The sequence below is a fragment of the Micromonospora coerulea genome (assembly GCF_016598485.1).
In the GTDB taxonomy this organism is placed as follows: domain Bacteria; phylum Actinomycetota; class Actinomycetes; order Mycobacteriales; family Micromonosporaceae; genus Micromonospora; species Micromonospora coerulea.
This window is the reverse complement of sequence record NZ_JAEMUW010000025.1, coordinates 18,610-43,708: the sequence shown is the minus strand read 5'-3', so window position 1 is coordinate 43,708 and position 25,099 is coordinate 18,610. Positions and strand designations below refer to the sequence as shown.

General features: G+C 74.5%; 24 protein-coding genes and 1 pseudogene. 9 read left to right on the top strand and 16 right to left on the bottom strand.

The window, feature by feature from the left end; translation table 11 throughout:
- On the bottom strand, window positions 1–2,118 hold the full coding sequence (gene glgX / locus I8N68_RS26215) for a glycogen debranching protein GlgX (RefSeq protein WP_200215161.1): 2,118 nt from the start codon (window positions 2,116–2,118) through the stop codon (window positions 1–3).
- Between the two features lie 343 nt (window positions 2,119–2,461).
- Here glgX and I8N68_RS26210 point away from each other — a divergent pair, with 343 nt between their 5' ends.
- Entirely contained in the window at window positions 2,462–3,868 is a 1,407-nt protein-coding gene (locus I8N68_RS26210; RefSeq protein WP_200215160.1) for a glycosyltransferase family 4 protein, read from the top strand.
- A gap of 169 nt (window positions 3,869–4,037) precedes the next feature.
- Here I8N68_RS26210 and I8N68_RS26205 read toward each other — a convergent pair whose 3' ends face one another.
- The 4 genes from I8N68_RS26205 to I8N68_RS26190 form a co-directional block, all read right to left on the bottom strand.
- A complete protein-coding gene (locus I8N68_RS26205) occupies window positions 4,038–5,321 on the bottom strand; it encodes a citrate synthase (protein ID WP_200215159.1) in 1,284 nt (427 codons plus the stop codon).
- A 196-nt stretch (window positions 5,322–5,517) separates the two neighbouring features.
- A complete protein-coding gene (locus I8N68_RS26200; RefSeq protein WP_200215158.1) occupies window positions 5,518–7,563 on the bottom strand; it encodes a sulfatase-like hydrolase/transferase in 2,046 nt (681 codons plus the stop codon).
- Complete coding sequence (locus I8N68_RS26195; RefSeq protein WP_200215157.1) at window positions 7,556–8,965, bottom strand: class I SAM-dependent methyltransferase; 1,410 nt, start codon at window positions 8,963–8,965, stop codon at window positions 7,556–7,558. Before I8N68_RS26195 ends, I8N68_RS26200 begins: the two co-directional genes overlap by 8 nt.
- 11 nt (window positions 8,966–8,976) lie before the next feature.
- A complete protein-coding gene (locus I8N68_RS26190) occupies window positions 8,977–9,153 on the bottom strand; it encodes a hypothetical protein (RefSeq protein ID WP_200215197.1) in 177 nt (58 codons plus the stop codon).
- Between the two features lie 157 nt (window positions 9,154–9,310).
- On the opposite strand from I8N68_RS26190, the gene I8N68_RS26185 reads away from it, so the two are divergent.
- Window positions 9,311–9,709 carry a VOC family protein gene (locus I8N68_RS26185; protein ID WP_200215156.1) on the top strand — a complete coding sequence of 133 codons (399 nt, stop codon included), beginning with the start codon at window positions 9,311–9,313 and terminating at the stop codon, window positions 9,707–9,709.
- Between the two features lie 10 nt (window positions 9,710–9,719).
- On the opposite strand, the gene I8N68_RS26180 is transcribed toward I8N68_RS26185, so the two are convergent.
- The 3 genes from I8N68_RS26180 to I8N68_RS26170 all read right to left on the bottom strand — a co-directional run bounded on the left by I8N68_RS26180 (window position 9,720) and on the right by I8N68_RS26170 (window position 12,773).
- A complete protein-coding gene (locus I8N68_RS26180; protein WP_200215155.1) occupies window positions 9,720–10,466 on the bottom strand; it encodes a helix-turn-helix domain-containing protein in 747 nt (248 codons plus the stop codon).
- 83 nt (window positions 10,467–10,549) lie between these two features.
- Complete coding sequence (locus tag I8N68_RS26175; RefSeq protein WP_200215154.1) at window positions 10,550–12,055, bottom strand: sensor histidine kinase; 1,506 nt, start codon at window positions 12,053–12,055, stop codon at window positions 10,550–10,552.
- Window positions 12,033–12,773 (bottom strand): response regulator transcription factor, encoded by a 741-nt coding sequence (locus I8N68_RS26170; RefSeq protein ID WP_200215194.1) that lies wholly within the window; start codon window positions 12,771–12,773, stop codon window positions 12,033–12,035. The genes I8N68_RS26175 and I8N68_RS26170 overlap by 23 nt, the downstream gene beginning before the upstream one ends.
- A gap of 347 nt (window positions 12,774–13,120) precedes the next feature.
- Between I8N68_RS26170 and I8N68_RS26165 the strand changes: the two are divergent.
- Window positions 13,121–13,465, top strand: a pseudogene (locus tag I8N68_RS26165) (alpha/beta fold hydrolase); the annotation flags it as partial.
- Between the two features lie 12 nt (window positions 13,466–13,477).
- On the opposite strand, the gene I8N68_RS26160 reads toward I8N68_RS26165, so the two are convergent.
- The gene (locus I8N68_RS26160; protein WP_200215153.1) at window positions 13,478–13,711 is read right to left on the bottom strand and encodes a DUF8847 domain-containing protein; all 234 of its coding nucleotides are present in this window, start codon (window positions 13,709–13,711) and stop codon (window positions 13,478–13,480) included.
- A 182-nt stretch (window positions 13,712–13,893) separates the two neighbouring features.
- Here I8N68_RS26160 and I8N68_RS26155 point away from each other — a divergent pair, with 182 nt between their 5' ends.
- Window positions 13,894–14,841 (top strand): serine/threonine-protein kinase, encoded by a 948-nt coding sequence (locus tag I8N68_RS26155; RefSeq protein WP_200215152.1) that lies wholly within the window; start codon window positions 13,894–13,896, stop codon window positions 14,839–14,841.
- Between the two features lie 80 nt (window positions 14,842–14,921).
- Window positions 14,922–15,347, top strand: a complete 426-nt coding sequence (locus I8N68_RS26150) for an OsmC family protein (RefSeq protein WP_200215151.1) — start codon at window positions 14,922–14,924, stop codon at window positions 15,345–15,347.
- A 12-nt stretch (window positions 15,348–15,359) separates the two neighbouring features.
- On the opposite strand, the gene I8N68_RS26145 is transcribed toward I8N68_RS26150, so the two are convergent.
- A complete protein-coding gene (locus tag I8N68_RS26145; protein WP_307812980.1) occupies window positions 15,360–16,307 on the bottom strand; it encodes an endonuclease/exonuclease/phosphatase family protein in 948 nt (315 codons plus the stop codon).
- 342 nt (window positions 16,308–16,649) lie between these two features.
- Here I8N68_RS26145 and I8N68_RS26140 point away from each other — a divergent pair, with 342 nt between their 5' ends.
- Window positions 16,650–17,495: a hypothetical protein gene (locus I8N68_RS26140; RefSeq protein WP_200215150.1), complete on the top strand. Its 846-nt coding sequence runs from the start codon at window positions 16,650–16,652 to the stop codon at window positions 17,493–17,495.
- Window positions 17,496–17,502: 7 nt separating this feature from the next.
- Here I8N68_RS26140 and I8N68_RS26135 read toward each other — a convergent pair whose 3' ends face one another.
- The 5 genes from I8N68_RS26135 to I8N68_RS26115 form a co-directional block, all read right to left on the bottom strand.
- A complete protein-coding gene (locus I8N68_RS26135; RefSeq protein ID WP_200215149.1) occupies window positions 17,503–18,054 on the bottom strand; it encodes an ATPase in 552 nt (183 codons plus the stop codon).
- A 181-nt stretch (window positions 18,055–18,235) separates the two neighbouring features.
- Complete coding sequence (locus I8N68_RS26130; protein ID WP_200215148.1) at window positions 18,236–18,682, bottom strand: response regulator; 447 nt, start codon at window positions 18,680–18,682, stop codon at window positions 18,236–18,238.
- A 71-nt stretch (window positions 18,683–18,753) separates the two neighbouring features.
- Complete coding sequence (locus I8N68_RS26125; RefSeq protein ID WP_200215147.1) at window positions 18,754–19,101, bottom strand: STAS domain-containing protein; 348 nt, start codon at window positions 19,099–19,101, stop codon at window positions 18,754–18,756.
- A gap of 87 nt (window positions 19,102–19,188) precedes the next feature.
- Entirely contained in the window at window positions 19,189–20,238 is a 1,050-nt protein-coding gene (locus I8N68_RS26120) for a cobalamin B12-binding domain-containing protein (RefSeq protein WP_200215146.1), read from the bottom strand.
- Complete coding sequence (locus tag I8N68_RS26115) at window positions 20,235–21,989, bottom strand: PP2C family protein-serine/threonine phosphatase (RefSeq protein ID WP_200215145.1); 1,755 nt, start codon at window positions 21,987–21,989, stop codon at window positions 20,235–20,237. Before I8N68_RS26115 ends, I8N68_RS26120 begins: the two co-directional genes overlap by 4 nt.
- Window positions 21,990–22,175: 186 nt before the next feature.
- Here I8N68_RS26115 and I8N68_RS26110 point away from each other — a divergent pair, with 186 nt between their 5' ends.
- A complete protein-coding gene (locus I8N68_RS26110; protein ID WP_234040617.1) occupies window positions 22,176–22,523 on the top strand; it encodes an STAS domain-containing protein in 348 nt (115 codons plus the stop codon).
- A gap of 96 nt (window positions 22,524–22,619) precedes the next feature.
- Here I8N68_RS26110 and I8N68_RS26105 read toward each other — a convergent pair whose 3' ends face one another.
- A complete protein-coding gene (locus I8N68_RS26105; protein ID WP_200215143.1) occupies window positions 22,620–22,934 on the bottom strand; it encodes a hypothetical protein in 315 nt (104 codons plus the stop codon).
- A 202-nt stretch (window positions 22,935–23,136) separates the two neighbouring features.
- On the opposite strand from I8N68_RS26105, the gene I8N68_RS26100 reads away from it, so the two are divergent.
- Together I8N68_RS26100 and I8N68_RS26095 are read left to right on the top strand one after the other, a co-directional pair.
- Window positions 23,137–24,114 (top strand): 4a-hydroxytetrahydrobiopterin dehydratase, encoded by a 978-nt coding sequence (locus I8N68_RS26100; protein ID WP_200215142.1) that lies wholly within the window; start codon window positions 23,137–23,139, stop codon window positions 24,112–24,114.
- A gap of 104 nt (window positions 24,115–24,218) precedes the next feature.
- Window positions 24,219–25,010, top strand: a complete 792-nt coding sequence (locus I8N68_RS26095) for a spermidine synthase (RefSeq protein WP_200215141.1) — start codon at window positions 24,219–24,221, stop codon at window positions 25,008–25,010.
- Window positions 25,011–25,099: the final 89 nt, after the last annotated feature.

Genomic DNA, 25,099 nt, shown 5'->3' with positions numbered 1-25,099 from the left:
TCAGGCCGTCCTCTCCAGGACCAGCAGGGAGCGGTCGGGCACGCAGACGGTGCCGCCGGCCTCCACCAGCGTGGTCTTCTCCGGATCCGGTTCCGCGGTGCTGATCACCAGCTCCCACCGCTGCCCGAACTCCTCCCCCGGCAGGGTGAAGTCCAGGGGCGCGTCGTGCGCGTTGAACAGCAGCAGGAACGAGTCGTCCCGGTGGCGCTGGCCGTACTGGCCGCGCTCGGGGATGCCGTCGCCGTTGACGAAGAGGGCCACCGAGCGGCCGAAGTCGTTGCCCCAGTCCTCGCCGGTCATCTCCCGTCCGTCCGGGGTGTACCAGGCCAGGTCGGGCAGGGCCGAGCCGGCGGCCCGGCCGCCGACGGGCAGCCCGGTGAAGAACCGGCGGCGGCGGAACACCTGGTGCGAGTTGCGGAACTCGGTGAGCCGGCGGACGAACGCGAGCAGCTCGGCGTCGGCGGTGTCCCAGTCGACCCAGGCCAGCTCGCTGTCCTGGCAGTACGCGTTGTTGTTGCCGTGCTGGGTGCGGCCCAGCTCGTCGCCGTGGCCGAGCATCGGCACGCCCTGGGAGAGGATCAGGGTGGCCAGGAAGTTGCGCCGCTGCCGGGCCCGCAGGGCGAGCACGCCCGGGTCGTCGGTCTCCCCCTCGACGCCGCAGTTCCAGGACCGGTTGTGGCTCTCGCCGTCCCGGTTCTCCTCGCCGTTGGCCTCGTTGTGCTTGTCGTTGTACGACACCAGGTCGTTGAGGGTGAACCCGTCGTGACAGGTGACGAAGTTGATGCTGTGGAAGGGGCGGCGGCCGTCGTCCTGGTAGAGGTCGGCGGAGCCGGAGATGCGCGAGGCGAACTCGGCCAGGATGGCGGGCTCGCCCCGCCAGAAGTCCCGGACGGTGTCCCGGTACTTGCCGTTCCACTCGGTCCACTGCGGCGGGAAGTTGCCGACCTGGTATCCGCCCGGGCCGACGTCCCACGGCTCGGCGATCAGCTTGACCTGGCTGACCACCGGGTCCTGCTGCACCACCTCGAAGAAGGTGGAGAGGCGGTCGACCTCGTAGAACTCGCGGGCCAGGGTGGCCGCGAGGTCGAAGCGGAAGCCGTCGACGTGCATCTCGGTCACCCAGTAACGCAGCGAGTCCATGATCAGCTGGAGTGAGTGCGGGCTGCGCACGTTGAGGCTGTTGCCGGTGCCGGTGTAGTCGACGAAGTACCGCCGATCCTCCTCAGAGAGCCGGTAGTAGCTGGCGGTGTCGACGCCCTTGAAGCTGAGCGTCGGGCCGAGGTGGTTGCCCTCCGCGGTGTGGTTGTAGACCACGTCGAGGATCACCTCGATGCCGGCGGCGTGCAGGGCCCGGACCATGCCGCGGAACTCCTGCACCTGCTGGCCGAGGCGGCCGAGCGCGGAGTAGCCGTGGTGCGGGGCGAAGAAGCCGATGGTGTTGTAACCCCAGTAGTTGCGCAGCCCCAGGTCGGCCAGGCGGTGGTCGTGCACGAACTCGTGCACCGGCATCAGCTCGACCGCCGTCACCCCGAGGCGCTTGAAGTAGTCGATCATCACGGGGGAGGCGATGGCCGCGTACGTGCCGCGCAGCTCCGCCGGGATGTCCGGGTGGCGCATGGTCAGCCCGCGCACGTGCGCCTCGTAGATCACCGAGTGGTGGTACGGGGTACGCGGCGGCCTGTCGTTGCCCCAGTCGAAGTAGGGGTTGACCACCACCGACTTCGGCATGAACGGCGCCGAGTCGATCTCGGACATCCGGTCCGGCTCGCCGAGCACGTAGTCGTAGACGGCCGGGCCCCAGGTGACCTCACCGTCGACCGCCTTGGCGTACGGGTCGAGCAGCAGTTTGTGCGGGTTGCAGCGCAACCCGTTGGCCGGGTCGTACGGGCCGTGGACGCGGTAGCCGTAGCGCTGACCGGGCTCGATGCCGGGGAGGTACGCGTGCCAGACGTAGGCGTCCACCTCGCGCAGCTCCACCCGGCGCTCCGCGCCGGTGTCCCACTCGTCGAACAGGCAGAGCTCGATCCGGTCCGCCACCTCGGAGAAGATCGCGAAGTTGGTGCCCATCCCGTCGTAGGTGGCACCCAGGGGATAGCGCTCGCCCGGCCAGACCTGCATGTCGCTCCTTCGGCCCGTGATCATGAGCGCACCGGACGGTCGGGGCCGCCGGTGCGCACGCCGTTGATGCCCCGTCACGGCAGTGGCCAATCCACCCGCGTCGCGGCAGCGGCCAGTCCACCCGATCGGCGGGCACCCGATATCCACCCACCTGAGGCCGGCTGGACCTTTGGGTGTCTTCCGTCACGATAGGCCTTTCGGAGGTGCGCGGGACCGTGTGATGCCCTTTGCTTGGTGCGGACGCGCCCGCGCGGGCAGGTCCGCTCGGCCTCTCGGCCTCCCCCACCCTCCTTTCGCCGCCACCGTTGCCGGCGCGACCCTTCGTGCATGGACGGAGATTGATGTGACCACCCTGCGGGTCGGCGAGCAGCCCGCCACCGCCCCGGACCGGACCCACCGGCCCACCCTGACCTCCCGGCCCCAGATCCCGCAGCGGACCCCCGGCACCGGCGTGCCGGCGTGCACCCGCCGCATCCTGATGCTCTCCTGGGAGTACCCGCCGGTGCTGGTCGGTGGACTGGGCCGGCACGTGCACGCGCTGTCGGTCGCCCTGGCCGCCGCCGGTCACGAGGTCACCGTGGTCACCCGGCACGCCGAGGGCGCGCCGCTGGAGGAGTACGCCGACGGCGTGCGGATCGTCCGCGCCGCCGAGGATCCGGTCGCCTTCCCGCTCGCCACCGGCTCGCTGCTGGCCTGGACGATGGCCTTCAACCACACGCTGACCCGGGCGGCGCTGCGGGCCACCCTGTCCGGCGCGTACGACGTCATCCACGCCCACGACTGGCTGGTCGCGCACACCGCCATGACGTTGCGCGAACACCTGGACGTACCGCTGGTCAGCACCATCCACGCCACCGAGGCCGGCCGGCACCAGGGCTGGCTGCCGGAGGAGATGAACCGCACCATCCACGGGGTCGAACACTGGCTGGCCGCCGAGTCCGGCCGGGTGATCGTCTGCTCCGGGTACATGCGCGACGAGGTCAGCGCGCTCTTCGGCGTCCCGGCCACCCGGGTCGACGCGGTGCCCAACGGCGTCGAGCCGCACCGCTGGAAGGTGCCCACCACGGCGATCGCCGCCGCTCGGGCCCGCTTCGCCGGGGACGGGCCGCTGGTCACCTTCGCTGGCCGGCTGGTCTACGAGAAGGGCGTGCAGCACCTGCTCGCCGGGCTGCCCCGGCTGCGCGAGCGGCACCCCGGACTGCGCGCGGTGATCGTCGGCGACGGCCCGTACCGGTCGGAGCTGGAGGCCGAGGTGCACCGGCTCGGCCTGGGCGACACGGTCAGCATGCCGGGCTTCCTCGGCGGGGCCGACCTGCCGGCCGTGATGGCCGCCTCGGACTGCTTCGCCGTGCCGAGCATCTACGAACCGTTCGGCATGGTCGCCCTGGAGGGCGCGGCGGCCGGCGCACCCCTGGCGGTGGCCCGTACCGGCGGCCTCGCCGAGATCGTCGAGCCGGGCGTCACCGGGATGACCTTCGCCCCGCAGGACCCGGACGCCCTGACCGAGGCGGTGCACGCCCTGCTGTCGGACCGGGAGCGCGCCCGCACGCTGGCCCGCCGCGCCCACGCCATGGTCCACGAGCAGTACGGCTGGTCCACGATCGCGGCCCGCACCGCCGGCACCTACGCCGCCGCGATCGCGAACGACGGCGTGTTCACCGCCGAGCGCACCGAGCAACGGATGACCCTCGGCCGCACCCTCCCCGCCCTCCCCCCGGGCAACCTCCTCGCCGCCGCCGGCCTCCGCTGACCCCACCCACCCCGCCCCGCCGATCCTGCACTGGGTCGCCGGTTCCCGGCTCATGCCGGTGACGCCGAGGCCGAAGGTGCGAGATCGCCGGGGCGAGAGGTGGGGGCCCGAGGTGGGAGATCGCGAAGGCCGCCGGCCCCGGGTGGGGTCGGCGGCCTTCGTGGGTGGCTCAGCGGTCCGAGGCCGGGGGGTAGTCGCGCTCGGCGTAGCCGGTGTAGATCTGCCGCGGGCGGCCGATCTTGGTCTCCGGGTCGTTGATCATCTCGCGCCACTGGGCGATCCAGCCGGGCAGCCGGCCGAGGGCGAACAGGACCGTGAACATCTTCGTCGGGAAGCCCATGGCCTTGTAGATCAGGCCGGTGTAGAAGTCCACGTTCGGGTAGAGCCGACGAGAGACGAAGAAGTCGTCGGCGAGGGCGATCTCCTCCAGCTCCATCGCGATGTCGAGCATCGGGTCCGGCTTGGCCATCCGGCCCAGCACGTCCTGCGCGGCCTTCTTCACGATGGCGGCACGCGGGTCGTAGTTCTTGTAGACCCGGTGGCCGAAGCCCATCAGCTTCACGCCGTCCTGCTTGTCCTTCACCTTCCGCACGAAGGAGCGGACGTCGCCGCCGTCGGCCTTGATCTTCTGGAGCATCTCCAGCACGGCCTGGTTGGCGCCACCGTGCAGCGGGCCGAAGAGCGCGTTCACGCCGGCCGAGACCGAGGCGAAGAGGTTGGCGTTGCTGGAGCCGACCAGCCGCACGGTGGAGGTGGAGCAGTTCTGCTCGTGGTCGGCGTGCAGGATGAACAGCATGTCCAGCACCCGGGCCATCACCGGGTCGACCTCGTACTCCTCGGCCGGCACGCCGAAGGTCATCCGCAGGAAGTTCTCCACGTAGCCCAGCGAGTTGTCCGGGTAGAGCAGCGGCTGCCCGATCGACTTCTTGTAGGCGTACGAGGCGATGGTGGGGACCTTCGCCATCAGCCGGACCGTGGACATCTCCACGTGCTCGGAGTCGAACGGGTCCAGGCTGTCCTGGTAGAAGGTGGAGATGGCGCTGACCGCCGACGACAGCACGGCCATCGGGTGGGCGTCGCGGGGGAAGCCGTCGAAGAAGCGGCGCATCTCCTCGTGCAGCAGCGAGTGCCGCCGGATCCGCTCGCTGAACTCGGTCAGCTGCTGCTGGGTCGGCAACTCGCCGTAGATCAGCAGGTAGGAAACCTCCAGGAAGGAGGACTTCTCGGCCAGCTGCTCGATCGGATACCCGCGGTAGCGCAGAATGCCCGCGTCACCGTCGATGTAGGTGATCGCGGACGAGCAGGACGCGGTGTTGACGAAACCGGGGTCGTAGGTGGTCATCCCGGTCTCACCGAGCAGCTTGCCGATCCGAACGCCGGCGGGGCCCTCGACCGCGGACTGCACCGGCATCGACAGCTGCCCACCGGGGTGGTCGAGCTTGACTTCCGTCATGTGTTCCTCGCTTCGCCGGCAAGATCTTCGTTGAATTGCCTTCGCTTTTACCGTAATCGCGGTCTCGGGGACACCGCTCGCCATGGTTCTGCGGTGAGGTATGCGTCACCCGATTCCCGACTTGCCGGCTCGGAAACCCTGCCCGGGGACACGCGGGACCCGCCGCCCGGCCGGCGGCCGGGCGGCTCGGGCCGGCTCAGGAGAGGGTGAGGCGGCGCAGGCCGCCGTCCGCGGCGACCCGATAGAGGTCGAGCCGGTTCGGCCCGGCGGCGAAGAGCCGGTCGTCGGGGAGGAGGGCCGCGAAACGGCGGCCGGCCCGGTCGGCGGGGACGACGGGGACCACCGCGCCGATCGTGCCGTTGACCGCCACGGCCAGCAGCGTCCCGCCCGGCACGGCCGCGGGCACGGCGCCCCAGACCAGGGCCGGCAGGTCGCCGTTGGCCGGGTCGACGGCGCGGAACGCGGCGAGGTTCGCCACGGTCGCCGTACCGCCGCCGGGGCGCTCCCCCACCCGGGTGCCGACCAGCGGGCTGACCGGCGGCGCGGGGGGCACCGACGGCACCCCGCCGGTGATCGTCACCGGCTGGCCCGGCCGGTCGTAGAAGCGCTTGTCGGCCCGCTCGCGCGGGGCCTGCCGGGCCGACCGCCCCTCCATCAACCAGGGGACCCGCAGGTGCGCGTAGTCGGCGATGGTGGGCAGCAGGTCGACATGCTCCCAGTTCCGGTCGTCCACCCGACCGGCGCGCTGGCCGGGCTCCTTGATGAACATCGGCACCCAGGCGACCTGGTCGGCGGCGTGGTCGATGGCGTCCATGCCGCGGCCCTGCCAGTCCCGGCGGAAGCTCACCCCGTGGTCGGCGGTGACCAGCACCAGGGCCTTGTCGTAGAGGCCGGTGGCGCGCAGCGTGCGCAGCGTCTCGCCGATCAGCCGGTCGGTGTAGCCGAGCTGCGCGAGGTGCCGCTGCCGGGCCAGGTCGACCCAGCCGGCGCCGTCGTTGGGCAGGTCCTCCGGCGCGGCGTAGTGCGCCCCGGACGGCAGGTACGCCCACGGCGAGTGCGGCATCAGCAGGTGCAGGAAGTGCAGGGTGGGGCGGGTGGACGGGCGCAGCCCGGCCAGGAAGCTGGTGAACCGGGCGGGCTGGTTGTCGTCCAGGTTGTCCCAGCGGAACTTCGGGTCGGCGGGCACCGGTTCGGCCGCGTCCAGGCCCGCCTCGGCGCGGGTCAGCTCGCGGTAGGAGTGCTCCGGGTCGACCGGGCTGTCCATCGGGGCGGTGACCTGCCGCAGCAGCTTGCCGCTCTCCCGGACCAGCACGCCGAGGCCCTGCTCGGGGCTGGCCGGCTGTTCACAGCGGCTGGGCGGGCAGAGCCGGGTGATGCTCTCCTCGGCCCGGATGTCGTACAGGCCGCCGAGCGCGGTGAAGAGGTTGTCCGGGTACTGCGAGTAGTGCGGGGCGAGCGGCTGGGCCGGGTAGCGACCGGTGAGCATGGCCGGCAGCGCGTACGGGGTCCAGCCGCTGACCCCGGTGGCGTCGCGATACCAGGTGGAACGCTGGGCCAGCTCGGCGAAGTGCGGATAGCGGGCGGCGTCGATCCGGCCGTCCGGGCCGAGCAGCGAGACCAGCGGGAGCTCGTCCAGGACGATCATGACCACCGGTGGGTGGGCGCCCGGGCCGGCCACCCCGGCCGCCCCGGTGTGCGCCCGGGGCAGCACCACCGCCGAGGCCGGCGAGGCGAACAGGAACAGGCCGACGAAGACCGCCGGCCCGAGCGCGGCCATCCGCAGCACCCGGCCGGGCGCTCGCCAGCGCCGGTGCGCGGCGGCCCCGGCCGCGCCGGCCCCGGCGGCGGCCAGCAGCAGCGGTACGCCGCGCAGCGGCGTGCCGTGCCGGCCGACCTGGACGGCGAGGGCGGCCAGCAGCAGCCCCACCAGCAGCGTGTGCAGCGCCGCCCGGGCGGTCCGGCCGGCGACCAGGGTGGCCGCGCCGAGCAGCGCGAACGGCACGGTCGGCGCGATCGCGATCAGGGCGACCAGCAGCAGGATGTCGCCCGGCCCGGCCCGGTGGAACAGGAAGAAGTCGGGGCTGCGGCCGAGCACGTCCAGCAGTGGCTGGGTGACCACCAGCCCCACCAGGGCGACGACCTCGAGCTGCCGGCCCAGCTCCGCGCGCCAGGGCCGTCCGGGCCGGGTTGGGGCCGGGGGCGCGCCCCGGTGCTCGGGTGGCGCGAGGGTGCCCTCAACCATTTACCACCGCCCGATAGAGCGTCCGGGTGCCCGAGGGCAGCTCCGCGCGCCGGGTGATCCGGCAGCGCGCGGCGAGCAGCCGCTCGAACTCCTCGCGCCGGTAGTCGGGGAAGAGTCCGTCCGGCTTGTTGGCCAGCAGCCGGCGGGCCATCGGATCCTCGGGGTGGACGAACTCCACCACCAGCGTGGCCCCGGGCGTGGCGAGCCCGGCGAGCTGGTCGACCACCTCGGCCAGCGGCACGTTCCGCCCGATCGCCAGGTGGTGCACCACGGCCAGGGCGAGGACCACGTCGGCCCGGGTGCGGGCGGCGAAGCCGGCCCGCTCGACGCCGCGCCAGCCGCCGCCCGGCGACGGGTCGGCCAGGTCCATCACCAGCGGCAGGATCCGCCGCTCCCCCTCCGCCCGCAGCGCCCGGTAGAGCGCGTCGACCACCGCCGGGTCCTGCTCGACCGCGACCACGTACCGGGCGTGCCGGGCGGCGATCCGGGCGTACCGGCCGTCGTTGGCGCCCAGGTCGAGGGCCATCGCCGGGGCGCCGGCGGCGGCGACTGCCTCCTCGACGAACCGCTCCTTGGCGTGGCGGTCCTGCGCCGAGTAGCCGCAGGTGCGCTGGTAGTCCGACCAGTGGCTCTCCCCCGGCCGGCGGTCCAGCCGGCGGACCAGCTTCTCGATGCCGCGGACCGTGGCCGCGGCCAGTTCCCGGGAGTAGCCGGCCTCGCGCAGCTGGGCCCGCACGTCGCTGGTGGTGGCGCGGGCGTTGCGCTGCTGCATCGCGCCGTGCAGGTGCACGTGGGTGGGCACGCCGGGCAGCAGCCGCCGGGCGCCGCCGAAGAAGCGCCGCATCTGGTCCGGCTCCAGGCCGTCGACCCGGGCGCGCAGCCAGGGCTGGAAGTCCACGCCGAGGTGGGCCTGGAGCAGCAGCGGGTAGAGCAGCGTCTGGCAGAACTGCCGGTACCCGGCCCACGGTTCGCCGTCGCGGTACGGCTGGAAGGAGCCGATGTCGATGAAGACCGGCGCGGTGCCCCGCCACTGGAGGTTGTACGCCGAGCCGTCCTTGGTGGTGAACCCGTCAACCAGGGCTGCCCGCAGGATCTCCAGGTGCAGCAGGGCGGCGTCGCGCAGCATCCCGAAGGACCACTCGTACGGGTGGGAGACGAAGGGGATCCGCTCGTGCCGGAGCGTCGCGGACCAGGGCGGCGTCGGGGCGACCTCCTCGGTGCCGCACAGCTTCCCCGCGGCCAGCAGAGTCCGGAAGAAGCCGCTGCCCGCGAGCGCCCGCCAGTCCCGGGCGGACCGCTCGTCCAGGCCGCGCAGCACCTCGCCGTCGCGGTGAAAGACCCGGTTGCCGGGGTCGCGGAACGATCCGGGGTCGACCCGGACGCCGGTGTCGGGGTGGGCCATCGCCGACCCGCTCAGTGCTGGTCGGTCGGCTGACGCCGGAACCGGGCGACCAGCCGGCGCCAGTACAGCTTCGCCGCCACCGCCGCTCCGGCCACCCCACCGACCACCGCCTGCACGATGAGGCTGCCGGATCCCGCGTCCAGGTAGGCCAGGTGCATCACCGGGCTGCTCCCTTCCCTCGCCGTCATGGAGGCCGGCCACCCTGAGGCTTTTCGCCCTAAAAGCCGGACTTGTCTCCTGCTCACCGTACGCCGCGCGGGCCGGTCGTGACGGCCACACCGGTCACCCCGTCCCCGTCCGTTCCGTTCAAGACGACCCGCCCCGCCCGCCCCTAGCGTGACGGTCATGACACCTCGCTTCGACCTCATCGGCATGGCCGTCACCGACATGGCCCGAACGCTCGACTTCTACCGCCGGCTGGGGGTGCCGATCCCGCCCGGCGCAGAGGGCGAGCCGCACGTGGAGGTCACCCTGGCCGGCGGCGTCCGGCTGGCCTGGGACACCGTCCACATGCTGCGCACCTTCGACCCGGGGTTCACCCCGCCGACCGGCAGCCCCCGGGTGAACCTGGCGTTCCGCTGCGCCGACCCCGCCGAGGTGGACCGGTGGTACGCGGAGCTGACCGGGGCCGGGTTCCACGGCCACCGGGCGCCGTGGGACGCCGACTGGGGCCAGCGGTACGCCGTCCTGCACGACCCGGACGGCACCGGAGTGGACCTGTTCGCGCCGCTGGCGGCGGACTGAGCGACGGCGGTCAGCCCGACAGGAGCCGGGTCGGGGGCACGCCGGCCAGGTCGCGGACCTCCCGGGTGAGGTGGGCCTGGTCGGCGTACCCGGCGCGGGCGGCCACCTCGGCCAGCGGCGTACCGGCCCGGGCCAGCGCGAGGGCGCGCCGCATCCGCAGGATGCGGGCGAGGGTCTTCGGGCCGTACCCGAAGAGGGGCTGGCAGCGACGGCGCAGCGCCCGCTCGCCCAGGCCGACCTCGGCGGCGGTCGCGGCGATCGGGCCGCCGGTCGCCAGCCGGGCGGCGATCCGCGCGCCGAGCGGGTCCGGCCCGCCGGCGGCGCGCAGGCGGGTGAGCGCGACCGCCGTCAGCGCGGCGCCGATCCGCTCGACGTCGGGGCCGATCGGATCGTCAGGAGGGCGGCGAGCTGGCCCCGCCGACGACCGGGCCGCGTCGATCCGGTCCATCAGCTCTGCCGTGCCCGCTCCCCAGACGTCGGCCAGCGCGACGCGCCGGTCGAGCAACGCGTCGGCGGGCACCCCGAGGACCGCCGGGCCGGTGCCCGGTGGCAGCCGCAGCCCGACCCACCGCTCGCCCGGGGAGCTGGCCGAAAGGTGGGCGGTCCGGTCCGGGCCGGCGACCAGCAGCCCGGCCCGGCTCGACCAGAGCAGGTCGAGGCAGCCGTCCGGCAGCACCCGGGTCGGTGACCCGCCCGTGGCGACGCTGTGCCACACCACCGCCTCACGGATCCCCGCCGCCGGCACCTGCCGATACACCTCCCCAGCGTCGCACGCCCGCCCCACCCGCTGTCCATGCCGGCAAGCCTCGGGCGGCCCGCTGGCCGGCTCCGATGAACGACCTATGCGTCGGCTGTGGAGTCCGGCAGCCGCACGGTGAACACGGTGCGACCGGGGCGGCTGGCCACGTCGACCCGGCCATGGTGGGCCTCCACGACGGCGGCCACGATGGCCAGGCCGAGGCCGGTGCTGCCGTGCGCCCGGGACCGCGAGCTGTCCCCGCGGGCGAACCGCTCGAAGACCTCTTCCTGCAGGTCGGGCGGGATGCCCGGCCCGTCGTCGGCCACGCTGAGCTCGACCCCGCCGGCCACGGGGGCGAGCCGGGTGGTCACCCGCGTACCGGGCGGGGTGTGCACCCGCGCGTTGGCGAGCAGGTTCGCCACCACCTGGTGCAGCCGGGCCGCGTCCCCGGTCACGGTCATCGGCTCGTCGGGCAGGTCGAGCTGCCAGCGGTGCTCGGGTCCGGCCACGTGGGCGTCGCTGACCGCGTCGACGACCAGCGCGGTCAGGTCGACCGGCTCGACCGCGAGGGGGCGGCCGGAGTCCAGCCGGGCCAGCAGCAGCAGGTCGTCGACGAGGCTGGTCATCCGGGTGCTCTCCGACTCCACCCGGCGCAGGGCGTGCGCCACGTCCGGCGGCACCCGGTCCCGCCCGCGCCGGGCCACCTCGGCGTAGCCACGGATGGCCGCGAGCGGGGTACGCAGCTCGTGGCTGGCGTCGGCGACGAACTGGCGTACCCGCGTCTCGCTGGCCTGCCGGGCGGCGAGCGCGGCGGCGACGTGGCCGAGCATCCGGTTGAGCGCGCCGCCCACCTGGCCGACCTCGGTGCGTGGGTCGGTGTCGGCCTCCGGCACCCGGACCGACAGCGCCACCTCCCCCCGGTCCAGCGGCAGCTCGGTGACCCGGGCGGCGGTGGCCGCCACCCGGTTCAACGGACGCAGCGTGGCCCGCACGATCAGCGCGCCCAGGCTGCCGGCGATGAGCAGCCCGGCGACGAACACGCCGGCCTGGGCGACGATCATCCACATGACCGTCTCCTCGACGCCGGAGAGGGGGATGGCGACGCCGAGTACGTCGCCGTCGGCCGTCCGATGGGCCACCGCGCGATAGTCACCGCGGTCGTCGAGGTCAACGGTACGTGGCTGCCCGTCGGTCGGCAGCGCGGCAAGTGAGGTGATGTCGGCGGCCGGAACCGCGTCGACTCCCCCGGATTCGGCTCGGGCCGTCGCCGTCGTGACCCCGTCGGCGACCCACATCGCGATCGAGCCGGGCGGGAAGCCGCGCGGCGGCTCCAGAGCGGCCGGCTGGGTGCCGGTGCCCGGCCGCCGATCGCCGGGCTGCCGGAACCAGGGTGGCAGGTTGTCGGCGCGCCGGTCGCCCATGGTGAGCTGGTTGTCCACCTGGGCGATCAGGAAGTGCCGCAGGGCAACCGTGGTGACACCGCCGATGCCGATGCTGACCAGGGCGAGCAGCGCCAACACGGAGAGCACCAGCCGTCGGCGCAGCGACCAGCCGGCCAGCCGACGCCGCAGTCGGCCGCCCCGTTCACTCCGCGGGCTTGAGGACATACCCCGCGCCGCGCAGCGTGTGGATCATCGGCTCCCGGCCGGCGTCGATCTTCTTCCGCAGGTACGAGATGTAGAGCTCGACCACGTTGGCCTGGCCGCCGAAGTCGTAGTTCCAGACCCGGTCGAGGATCTGCGCCTTGCTCAGCACCCGGCGCGGGTTGCGCATCAGGTAGCGGAGCAGCTCGAACTCGGTCGCGGTGAGGGTGATCAGGTCGTCGCCCCGGCGCACCTCGTGGCTGTCCTCGTCCAGACTGAGGTCGCCGACGGTGAGCACGGCGTCCTCCCGGGTGGCGACCGCGAAGCCGGAGCGGCGCAGCAGCGCGCGCAGCCGGGCGATCACCTCCTCCAGGCTGAACGGCTTGGTGACGTAGTCGTCGCCGCCGACGGTGAGCCCGGCGATCCGCTCCTCCACCGCGTCCCGCGCGGTGAGGAAGAGCACCGGCACGGTCGGGGTCTGCTCGCGCAGCCGGCGCAGCACCTGGAAGCCGTCCAGGTCGGGCAGCATCACGTCGAGGACCACCGCGTCCGGCTGGAACTGCCGGGCGGTGCTCAGCGCCGCCATCCCGCTGCCCGCGCTGCGCACCTGCCAGCCCTCGTAGCGCAGCGCCATCGAGAGCAGGTCGGTGAGCGTCGACTCGTCGTCGACCACCAGCACCCGCACCGGCTCGCCATCGGGTCGACGCAGCTCGATCCGGCCCTGCGCGGCCTGCCCTTCCATGACCATGCCCCCCATCGTGGGCGGCTCGACTGTGCCGGGCCTGTCCCGATCCTGTGTACCAGCTGTGCAGGCCCGGGGACGCCCTCGCAGAGGCCGGACGCGCCGCGGGCGGACGCACAGCGCCGCCACAGGTCCGGCCCACGTGCCCGCCAGCCACGGCCCGCAGGCTGCCGGCATGAGCCGCAACGGGACGTTCGAGGTCCGCTGGTGGTGGCGGGACCGGCCGGTGCGGGTGGCCGTGACCGAACGGGCGGCGCTGCCGGCGGCCCGGCACGCGGTGGCGAGGCGGCTGGCCGCGCTGCGCACCGCCGAGGCGGAGCTGGCCCGGGCGCAGCGCGCCGCCGGCCGCCCCGTGCCGGTCGGCCCGCTGCTGCGGGACCTGGTGGCGGTGGCGCTCGGCGCGGCCGAGGCCAGCGGCGGCGCCGTGGATCCGGCCGTCGGCGCGGCGCGGCTGCGCGGTGGCCCGGGCCGGCCGCGGCTACGCCTTCGCCGGCGCGCCCACCGTGCCGGTCACCGTCGCGTGGGGCACCCGGGACCGGATCCTGCCGTACCGGCAGGCCGCCGTGGCCCGCGCCCGGCTGCCCGGGGCCTGCCACCTCGACCTCACCGGCTGCGGCCACGTGCCGATGCACGACGACCCGGAGCTGGTCGCCTCGGTCATCCTGGACACCACCCGGGCCGCCCCGGCCTGACCCGGCGGCGACTCACTCGGTGGCGCCGAGCGGGTCGGTGCGGACGAAGCGCATCGTCCAGGTGCCGTACCCGTCCCGGCGCTCCCGCTCGTACAGGTGGTCCGGGCCGCCGGCGACCGGGACCGCGGGGTGGTCGGGATGGCGCATGATCCACCGCTGCGGCGGCGCCCCGTCGGGCCCGGCCGGCAACTCCCGGACCAGGTCATGGGCGGGCCCGCCGACGAACCGTACGCGCACCTGAGCCACCCGGACACCCTCCGTTTCCGGACCGCGACCGATGGTCACGACCCCCTAGAGGGGAAGCTACCCCGCCGCGGCGGCCGGCGGCGGCGAACCGCGTGGCGGTTTGCCCAGCTCGGACCCCGGGTACCGCTCCCGGAACGCCGGGTCGGGCCGGGCGGGCCCGGGACGAGGACGAGGAGTGGTCGATGAGGACGCTGGGCGGGCGGTACCAGCTCGAACAGCGCGTCGGCATCGGCGGGATGTCGGAGGTCTGGCGCGCCCACGACCTCGTGCTGGACCGGACGGTCGCGGTGAAGCTGATCTCGCCGCACCTGGACGACGAGGCGACCTCGGTGGAGCGGATCCGGGAAGAGGCCCGCTCCGCGGCCCGGCTGGTGCACCCGAACGTCGCCAGCGTGCACGACTTCGGCACCGCGAGGCTCGCGCCCGGTCGCGAGGCGCCCTACATCGTAATGGAGCTGGCCGAGGGCGAGACGCTCGCCGCGCACCTGCGCGCGGGCCCGCTGGACTGGCGGATCGCCGTCCGGGTCTGCGCCGAGGTGAGCGCCGCGCTGGCCGCCGCACACGCGCACGGCATCGTGCACCGCGACGTGAAACCGGCCAACGTCATCCTCACCCCGTCCGGCGTGAAGGTGCTCGACTTCGGCATCGCCACATCCGCCGGCGCGACCGACCACACCCCGGCCGGCATCGTGGTGGGCACTCCCGCGTACCTCGCCCCGGAGCAGCTGGACCAGCAGCCGGCCACTCCCGCCGCGGACATGTACGCCCTCGGCGTGCTGCTCTACTACTGCCTGACCGGCCGCCTGCCGTACGCCGCCAGCAGCACCACCGAGCTGCTGGGGGCGCGGAGGCGGCAGGCGCCCGAACCGCTGCCGGAAATCGACGGGCTGCCCGCGGAGGTGGCCGAGCTGTGCCGGCACTGCCTGGCCGACGACCCCGCCCGACGCCCGAGCAGCCTGATGGCCGCGCTGCTGCTCGCCGAGGTGGTGGACGCCCGGGTCTACGTGCCGATGCTGGCGGCGATGCCCCGGCAGCGGCCCACGCTGGTGTCCCCGTGGACCGACCGGGCGGCCGCCGAGGCCACCGAGGCGGTGGCCGTCGACCGCCAGCCCGCGGAGTGGGCCAGCTGACTCCTCCTCCCCGGGCCCCGGGCCCGGTTTCACCCGGCGGGGGCCGGGTAGCCGGGCGGGTGAGTGACGGGAGGAACGCGATGCCGGATCCGAGTTCCTGGCTGCACGAGGCCAGCGCGACCGCCGCGGGCGGTCACGTACGCACCGACGACGGTGGGCTCTCCACCGCCCTGGCGTCGCCACTGGCGGCGCACTGCACCGGACTGAGGCCCGAGCAGCTGCTCGCCGCCGCCTTCGCGTCCTGCCTGCATCACGCGGCGGTGGAGGCGGCCGGCAAGATCACCGACGAGGCGCACACGGTCCAGGTGACCGCGGAGGCGAAGCTGGGGCGCGACAACGACGGCCGCTACCGGGCCGACGTGCACGCCGAGATCTCCTCGGCCGGGCTGAGCCGGGAGCAGCTGGCCGACCTGGTCGCGTACGCGGATCGGCTCTGGCCGTTCTCCAGCGGCGACAACAGCCGGCACCGGCTGACCGTCACCCCGGCCGAGAACGGCCGGCACTGACCCGTCCGGTGCTCACCAGCGGAAGCCGGCGGTCACCGCCCGGTGGTCGCTGTCCGGGGTGTGCAGGACGCCCGCCGTGGTCGGGGTGAGCCCGCGGTAGAGCACGTGGTCGGGCCGGGTCACCGGCAGCTCCGCGGGCCAGGTGAAGCCGAAGCCCTGCCCGGCGTCGGCCTGCGCATCGCGCAGGAGGCGGGTGAGGGGGGCGAAGACCCGGTCGGTGGTGGCGGTGTTCAGGTCGCCGAGCACCACCAGCCGGGGGGCCGGGTCGGCGCGGACGGTCGAGGCCAGCGCGGCGAGGGTCTCGTCCCGGGTGGCGGTGTGCCCGGCCCGGGCCGAGCCGAGATGGACCACGTAGACCACCAGGTCGCCGCCCGGGGCCGCGACCACGGCGCGCAGTGCGCGGGTCCAGCCCAGGCCGGTGTCCACGTCGGCGGAGTCCCGGATCGGCCACCGGCTCCACAGGGCGACGGTCGATACCGCGGCCCGGTGCGGGTACCGCTGGCGCAGCGCGGCGTCGACCCGGTCGTCGTCGATCTCCTGGAGCCCGATCAGGTCCGCGCCAGCGGCGGCGACCGCGTCGACGGTGGCGACCGGGTCGGGGTTGCCGGAGCGCAGGTTCTGGCTGGCGACGCGGATCGCGGCCGATCCCGCCCCGGTGGCCGGTGGCAGCCAGGCGCCGCCGTAGAGCGCCGCCCAGACGACCGCCGGGAGCAGCACCACCGCGAGCGCGGGCCGGGACCGGCGCAGCAGCGCGGCGACCGCGAGCGGCGGTACGCCGAGGCCGAGCAGCGGGGTGACGCTGTCAACCAGACTGCCCAGTCCGTGCACGTTGGGGACCGCCCGGTGGCCGGCGAGCAGCCCGGCGAGCAGGACCGCGAACAGGCTGACGAGCCACCCCCGCCGGTCCCGGTGGCCGCCAGGTCCACCGGTCGTCCGCTCGTCGATCACAGGCTCGGTCACCGTCCGCATCGTATCGAGCGGCGGCGGCGTGGGCGGGTCGATGGCCACAGCGGGCGCCGACCGGCCGGGATGCGGTGGACCGGGCCCTCCGGCGGACCGGCCGCCACCAGGTCGGTGAGGTGGCGACTCCACCGAACGGAGGAGGGCCGCCCGGTCCACACCGGAGCTGATCTTGCGAGCGATTGACCCCTCCTTATCGCTTATAACCGACAAGGCTGGAAAGCCCGGAGCGCCGGCTTCATGGTTCACCGAGGGTAATGCCCGGGCGGATCATGGCAAATTGTGGCGCATGCCACCAACCGGCCCGGTGGCAAGCGGCGGGAAGCTGCCTAGCCTCGGCGGGTGCCTCCCGAAGACTCCCCCGAGCAGAAGCAGACCGAGACGCGGCCCGCCGGCCGTACCGCCGATGTCGCATCAGCCGAACGGACGATCGGGCGCCACCGGGCCCCGGAGGCGCCCCGCCGCCGACCCTTCGGCTCCACCCCGGCCCGGGTCGCCGTCGCCACCGGCGTGAGCTGCTGTCTGGGCCTGGTCGCCTTCGTCGGCGCCCGGGACACCGGCCAGCGCCACGAGCCCGTACGCGAGGTGATGGCCGACCGCGCGGCGGCCGCCGCGGAGGCCGAGCAGCGCGCCTCCCGGGAGTTCGAGCGGACGGCGCCGCCGGTCGCCGTGCCTGTGACCCCGGTACCGGCCGCCACCCCCAGGCCCACCGAGACGAAGAAGCCGGTGCGCAAGCCGGTCCGGCCGAAGCACCCCCGGCCCGTCGCCGGGCTCGACCAGCGCCAGATGGACAACGCCAAGGTGATCGTCGACGTCGGGCGGCAGATGGGCATGCCGCGCCGGGCCCTGGTCGTCGCGATCGCCACCGCGATGCAGGAGAGCAACCTCTACAACCTGGCCAGCGACGTGCTGCCCGAGTCCTACGACTACCCGCACCAGGGCAGCGGCGCCGACCACGACTCGGTCGGCCTGTTCCAGCAGCGGCCCAGCAGCGGCTGGGGCACGGTCGCCGAGCTGATGCGCCCGGCGTACGCGGCCCGGGCGTTCTACGCGGCGCTGGCCGAGGTGCCCGGCTGGGGGGACCTCAGCATCACCGAGGCCGCCCAGGCCGTGCAGATCTCCGCCTTCCCCGACGCGTACGCCAAGCACGAGGCCCGGGCCACCACCGTGGTCGCGGCGCTGGTCTGAGCCGCGCTCAGGCGGCGCTGCGCTCCGGCGGGGACTCGACCGGCGCCTCGGGGGCGGCGGCCGCCAGCCGGGTCGCCGGCACCCCGCTGCCCGGCGCGGCCGCCGCGGCGGTCGGCGTGTCCGCTGGAACCGGGTCCGCGGTCAGGCCGGTGAGGATCTGGTCGACCCGGGTCTCCCGCCGGCGGCGGGCCAGCAGCGCGGCCTCGACGTCGCGGCGGGCCTGCATCGCCTCGGCGTACGCCCGCTCCCGCACCAGTCGGGCCTCGGCGCGGGCGGCGTCGAGCTCGCCCCGAGCCCGGGCCAGCAGCGCGGCCGCCTCCCGCTCCACCGGCGTCGCACCGGCCCGCACGGCTGCCACGTCGTGCTGCACCGGCGCACCCCGCGAGTCGAGCAGGTCGCAGAGGCGGGTCGCCTCCTGCCGGATCTGGTCCCACTCCCGACCGGCTCCGGCGGCGCTCTCCGCTCGCGCCGCGAGTCGGGTCAACCGGATCCCCAACTCGTCCAGGCAGGAGTCCACCTGCCGCTGGTCGTAACCGGTCTCAACGACGGAGAACCTCATACTGTCGCCCCCCAGGCAGCTGATGTTTCTTCCCCACCTGCCGATCCTCGGGGCTGCCGGCGAGGGCCGAGGCGGTTCGAGAAAAATGTTCAGCATCCGAGGGCGGTCGACGATCGGCGACCGCGCGTGGACAATCCCGCGGCGCGGCCCGCCGGCCGGACGACGAGCCGGACGAACGGGGTCAGGAGTGCTTGGGCAGGACGACCACGCGACCGAAGAACTCGTCGATCCGCCGGACCACGTCGTTGAAGTCGTCCAGGTCGATCGGTTTGGTGACGTAGGCGTTGGCCTGGAGGGTGTAGCTGCCGACGATGTCGGTGTCCGCGTTCGACGTGGTCAACACGACGATCGGGATGGTGCGCAGGTCCTCGTCCTGCTTCACCTCGCCGAGCACCTGCCGGCCGTCCATCCGGGGCATGTTCAGGTCGAGCAGGATCATGTCCGGCCGGCGGGCATCGGTGTGCCGGCCCTCGCGCCGGAGGAACTCCATCGCCTCCTGACCGTCGTTGACCACGTCGATGACCTTGTCGACGTCGGAGTCCTCGAGGGCCTCCTCGATCATCAGGACGTCGCCCGGGTCGTCGTCCACCACCAGGATACGAACGGGGCTCGGGCTGCCTGGACCCATGGAAATACCTGCTTCGTGATCGGTGGCGGGGGGGACCTCTCGGTCACCTGCTGGCGGGGAAATCTAGCCCATCAGGGGCGCGACGGCGAGGCCGGGTGGGGCGTGTCCGCGCGGTATGCGAGAACGTCGGCGAGCCCGGTCACCTGCAGCACCCGCGCCACCCGCCCGCTGGCCCCGGTCACCCGGAGCCAACCGCCCTCGGCCGCGGCGCGGTTGTCGCCGCGGACGATCGCCGCAATGCCGGTCGAGTCGCAAAAGGTCAGTTCGGTGAGGTCGATCAGCAGGTGCCGCTCGCCGGCGCCGGCGAGCCGGTCGATCGCGGCGGTGAGCTCGGGGGCGGTGCTCATGTCCAGCTCACCGGCGAGTCGTAGGCACGCCTGACCGTCGTCCCGCTCGGCGTAGGTGACGCTGAACGTCAACGTGGCCCCTCTCGCTCCCACCGCAGGCGAATGCTTGCAGTGCAGCAAGTATATGCAGGGGTCCGCCCCGCCCGAGATCCGACCCGGTCAGGGCCGGGACCGGCCGGCCAGCCCGTTCACCCGCGCCCGACCAGCGTCGAGGAACCGCGCGGCCCGGGGAAAGTCCCGCAACACCTGCGCGTAGTGCCCCAGGGTCAGCCCCACGGCGGCCGCCGGCACCCCGCGGCTGGTCAGGATCGCCACCAGCCACTCGACGAAGTCGGTGAAGAGGGTCGCGTCGTCGACGTAGAGCGCGGCGGCCAGGAAGTCGAGGATGTAGCCCAGGTCGCTGACGGTCGAGTCGAGCTGCGCCGGGGTGTAGTCGTGCACGGCGGGGACCCGCTCCCGCAGGTCCGCCAGCGCGCTGTCGATCAGGTCGCCGCGCCGCTTGACCAGGCTGGCGTACTCGTCGTCGGCGAGGTGGTCCAGGTCGGTCGGCGGCACCCGGCGCAACGCCCGCTCGTCGGCGACCAGGTCACCGGCCGCCGGGGCGTCCGGCGCCCACACCGCCCCCAGCCGCCGCGCCCAGCGCCCGTCCTCGCCGAACCCACGCCCGCCGACGACCACCGGCACGTCCGACCGGCGGCACGCCTCGATCATGCGGTGCGCGTGCGGCAGCCGCATCGGCAGCGCGCAGGCCAGCAGGACCGCGTGCGCGTCGTAGCGGTGCAGGTAGGACACCAGGTGGGCGGCGGGGACGCTGGCGCCGAGGAAGGTGACCTGCCAACCGCGCAGCCGCAGCACCTCGGCCACCAGGCGCGGCGGCAGCGCGTGCCACTCGCCGTCCAGGCAGGCCACCACGATCCGGCCGCGGGTCGGCCGGGGATTCGCGTGCCCGGCGATCGCGGCCACCACCCGCTCGCTGATGTGAGTGGCCGCGTGCTCCTGGGCCACGCTCCACTCGTTGCGCGCCCAACGCTCCCCCACCTCCGCCTGGGCCGGGGCGACCAGGTCGAGCAGCAGCCGCTCCGCCGGCACGCCGGCCTCGAGCAGCCCCAGCGCCACCTCGACGGCGGCGTACTCGTCCGCCTCCTCGAGGGACCGGAGGTAGCCGGAGTAGGCGTGGGCCGGGTCGACCTCGGTGGTGGTGGCGGTCACGCGTGGATCTCCCTCGGGCGCTCGGGGCGGGCCGAGCTCGGCACCGCGTGCAGGTGGCGGGGCGTACGCACCGTCGGGCCGGTGGCCCGCAGGGCGAGCACCGCGATGTCGTCGTGGTCGCCGTGGGCCAGCCAGTCGCAGGTCACCTGCTCGATCCGCTCGGCCAGGGCCGGCGCCGGCATCCGGTGGCAGCCGGAGACCGCGGTGAACAGCCGCTCGGCGCCGAACTGCTCGTCGCCGCGCCGGCCACCACGGGCCTCGGTCACCCCGTCGCTGTAGAGCAGGCAGGTCTCCCCCGGCTCCAGCCGGACGGTGACCTCGCCGATCCGCGGGTCGGGCACCACGCCGATCAGCATGCCGCTGAGCGGCACCACCTCGATGTCCCCGGAGGCGCGCAGCACCAGCGGCGGGAGGTGCCCGCCGCCGGCCATGGTGAGGGTCAGGCCGCCGTCGCGCTGCGGGCGCGCCACGCCGAGCACGATGGTGGCGAACCGCCCCTGCCCGTGGGCCTGGGTGGTCTCCAGCAACGCGTCGTTGAGCAGCCGCAGCAGGCGGCCCGGCTGCGACTCCACCCGGTGCAACGCCTGCAGGCACTGGCGGAGCTGCCCGGTGAAGACGGCGGCCTCCACGCCCTTGCCCGAGACGTCACCGAGGAAGAAGACGGAGCCGCCGTCGGCGAGCCGGTGCGCGCCGTAGAAGTCGCCACCGATACGCAGGCCGGCCTGCGCCGGCCGGTACGCGGTGCCCCACTGCACCCCGGGCGCCGCCGCCGGCTCGACCGGCACCAGGCTGGCCTGCAGGGTGTCGGCCACCTCGGCCTGGTCGCGGTAGAGCACGGCGGTGGTCAGCGCCGCCCCGGCCCGGGCCGCGAAGGCGCGGACCAGGTCGACGTCGGCCTCGTCGTACCAGCGGGTGGCCCGGCGGGCGACCAGCAGCACGCCCGCCGGGGTGTCCCGGCCGGGCAGTGGGACCACCCGGGCCGTCGCCTCGGCGCCGATCACGCCGGGCAGCCAGCCGGCGTCGACCGCCTGCTCGACCAGCCAGTCCAGGGTGTGCGGCTCGATCCCCGCCAGCCCCTCCTCGATCGCTCCGGGCAGGTCGACGGCGTCGAGCTTGCCGCTGTCCACCGTCGGGGCCTCGTCGTCCGAGCGGCACGCCCGCCACCACCGGGCCCGCCCGGAGCGGGGCGCCAGCACCAGCACGGCGACGTCGGCGAGGGTCGGCACCGCGAGCCGCACCACGGCGGCGGCGGCCCGGTCCGGGTGCAGCGGGTTGCCCAGCTTCTCGCCCACCACGGCCAGGAACGCCGAGCGGGCCCGCTCGGCCAGCAGCGCGTCGGCGCGGCTGACGGTCTCCGTGACGTCCTCGACGTACCAGCAGCAACGGGCGGCGGACAGCGGCACCTGCCGAACCCGCAGCCGGTGGCCCCGGTGGGTGAATTCGCCGGCACTGGCGAGGGCGGCGATGCCGGCGGACGCGAGCAGCTCACCGGGCACCACCTCGGGCAGCAGCCGCTCGGCGACCGGGCTGAGGTGGCGGACCACGCCGTCGGCGTCGCAGACGATCAGACCCTCGCGGAAGTGCTCGACCACCTCCGACCAGTCGGGGGCGGGCAGGCCACGGTCCCGGGCCAGCGGCGGCAGGGTGGACGCGACCGGGACGTCGGCGGATCGCGCCGGAACCCGTGCGGTACTCGGCGTGGAGATCCGTCCGTCGCCCGGGTCGGAATCCCTGACGTCCGCAACAGTCACCAGCTAAGCCCCACTCCTTGTCGACATCCGCGGTCTCGACACCCGCGGTACCGGAAACGGCGTATGTGTTCCAATTTCTTCGCCCCACCCTACGCCGGTACGCCAGGACCGCCACCCCACGGCAGGTCCGCCTCCGCGTGAGGACCCCGGGGTTTCCCGGTCATGCGGGGCTGGGAGCATGGACCCATGCCCTCCCGGCTGTTGACCATCGAGATGACCCGGCTCGACCCCGGGCGCGCCCGGCTGCGGCTGACCGGCGAGCTGGACTTCGACACCGCCCCGGAACTCGTCGCCGCCGCCGCGGAGCTGCGCGTGGACGGCTACCGGGAACTGCTGATCGACCTCGCCGGCGTGGTCCTGTGCGACTCGTCCGGGCTGAGCGCCTTCGTGGTGATCCACCGCGCCGGCACCGGGCCGGTCCAGCTCACCGGGATGAACACGCAGGTGCGGCAGCTGCTCGACCGGACGGGGCTCGGCGAGCTGTTGGCCATGGCCCCGCTCGCCGCCACGGAATCCGGCCGCGCGGCGGGCTGACCCGGCCCGCACCGCCGGCTCAACCGCGCCAGCCCGTCGATGGACAGGGGTGGCCCCCGACCCTGGGACCAGGGGTCGGGGGCCGGGGAGGGTGGCTCAGGCGGAGGGCACCGGCTGCAACCGGGGCCCCGAGGACCGCAGCTCCGCCGTCATCGGCGGCTCCGCATCGTCCGGTTGACCGGAATCGGGCGTCTGGAAGAGATAGCGGACGAACTCCCCACCCGCCTCGTTGTCGTCCGCTCCGGGCCACTGTCCGACACAGTCCACGCCGACCACCTCACGGCCGGTCCCGTCGCCCTCCTCGAGCAGCGCCCACAGGGTCACCGCGTAGCAGCGGGTGGCTTTGGGGTCCACCCGCCAGCGGGCGTACCAGCCGGGTCGAGCGGGGACGATCTCGACGATCCTCTTCATGACGACCTTCCCTTCCGCGTGCCTCGGAAGTTTCCCGGTCCGTCCCGATCGTGGGTCGCCGCCGGGTGAACGCCCCTCACCCGCAGCGAATGAAGCTGTCGTCGGCCGGTGGTCGGATGCCGGACGCGGCCGTTTCCTTCCCCGCGGGGGCGGGAAGGCGACCCGCGGAACGGCCGAACGCGACGAGGAACGAGGTGCGACGATGCGCAAGCAGATGGAGGGTGACAACCAGCGCCGGCGGGCCCTGGCCCGGGAGGCCCGCGGGCGCGGTCAACAGCCCAGCCAGACCGGCGCCAGCCTGAGCGCGTCCAAGCAGATCACCTCCCTGGACCGGGGCAAGCGGGCCGGGCCGCCGCCGGCCGGGCGGCACAAGCCGGACACCACCCGGGGCGGTCCCGCGCCGCCGCCCGCCGGGGTGCCGGAGAGCCCGCGGCCGCGTACCGAGCGGAGGGCCGGCGTACCCGGGGTGACCACGATGGGCTACCGGGAGCTGGTCGGCGACGTCAGCCGCCGGACGGGAGTGGACTTCCGCACCGCCAAGGTGGGCGCCGAGGCGACCGTCCTGGCGCTGGCCTGGGCGCTGGAGGAGACCGAGCGGGAGCGGTTGCTCGAGGCCGTGCCGGTGTCCCTGCACGACGTGGTGCCGGTGGACGGCATCGAGCAGCACCGGGAGCTGTCCGGCTTCCTCGCCGAGGTGGCCCGGATCAGCGGCCGCAGCCCGGAACAGGCCCGCTACCAGGCGCAGGCGACCCTCGCCGCGCTGGCCGACGCGGACGGCGACCTGGTGGAGTCGCTGCGCGTACCGGACGGGTTGCGGGACCTGCTCGCGCCGCCGGAGGCCGGCGGTGGCCTGGTGGGCCCGGTGTCCGCCACCGCGCCGCTGGCCGAGGACGAGCTGCGCGAGGCGCTCGGCCTGCTGCCGTACTGGTCGAGTGACCGGCAGTCGCTGGTGCGCACGATCGAGCTGCCGCCGGACAACCTGGACCGGGTGCTCGACCGGATCGACCAGCTGCGGGTGGAGGTCGGGCGCGGACCGCAGATCGGCCGGCCGGACCCGGACAGCGCCGTGCTGACCGTGCGGACCCGGCAGGTCGACGGGGTGACCGCCGTGGACGTCGACCTGGCCGCTCGGATCGACGACGCCATCGAGGAGGTCGGCGCCGGCATTAACGCCGGCTGAGGCCGTGAGCCGGCGGCGCGCGCCCGCGCCGACCTGGCCGCGATCGTCGCCGGGCCCGGCCCGACCGGGTCCGGCGGGGGTCGCCTCGGTTACCGTTGCCCGCCATGGAGACCGCCGCCGAGGGCCTGGAGCTGGTCGTCGACCCGGCCCGACGGACCGGGCGTACGCTGCTCGCCGCCGGCGTGGCGCAGTCGTATGTGGACGTGGCGGACCCCCGATACCTGCACTTCGAGTACGTGCGCCGGATGGCGGCGGTGGTCGACCTGGCCGCCCCGCCCGGCCGGCCGGTGACCGCCCTGCACCTCGGCGGCGGCGCGCTCACCCTGCCGCGCTGGCTGGCGGCCACCCGACCCGGATCGGCGCAGCTCGTGGTCGAACGCGACGCGGCGGTGGTCGAGCTGGTCCGCCGGGAGCTGCCGCCGCCGGCACCCGGGGTCGCCGTGCGGGTGGCCGACGCGCGGGACACGGTGACCGCCGCCCCGCCCGACCGGTACGACGTGGTCCTCGCCGACATCTACCGGGCCGCCCGGATGCCCGGCCACGTGGCCAGCGTGGAGTTCGCCGCCGGGGTGGCCCGCACGCTGCACCCGGACGGGGTGTACCTGGTCAACGTGACGGACCTGCCCCCGCTGGTCTTCGCCCGGACCCAGGTGGCCACCCTCCGCGCGGTCTTCGCCGACGTGTGCCTGGTTGCCGACCGCCGGATGCTGCGCGGGCGTCGGTACGGCAACCTGGTGCTCGCCGCCGCGCGCCGCGCCGGCCGCCTGCCGGTACGCCGGCTGGCGACCCGGGTGGCCGCCGATCCCGTCCCGGGCGGGGTGCTGCACGGCCCGGCGCTGGACGCCTTCGTCTCCGGTGCGCGCCCGGCCACCGACGCCACCCTCGCCGACCAGTGACCGCGGCGCCACGGTGGGCAGCGGTTCCGCCCGGAGCGCGGGGAGCCGGCGGACGGACCCCGGCCGGCGGGCGGGCCCCTGGCACCGGG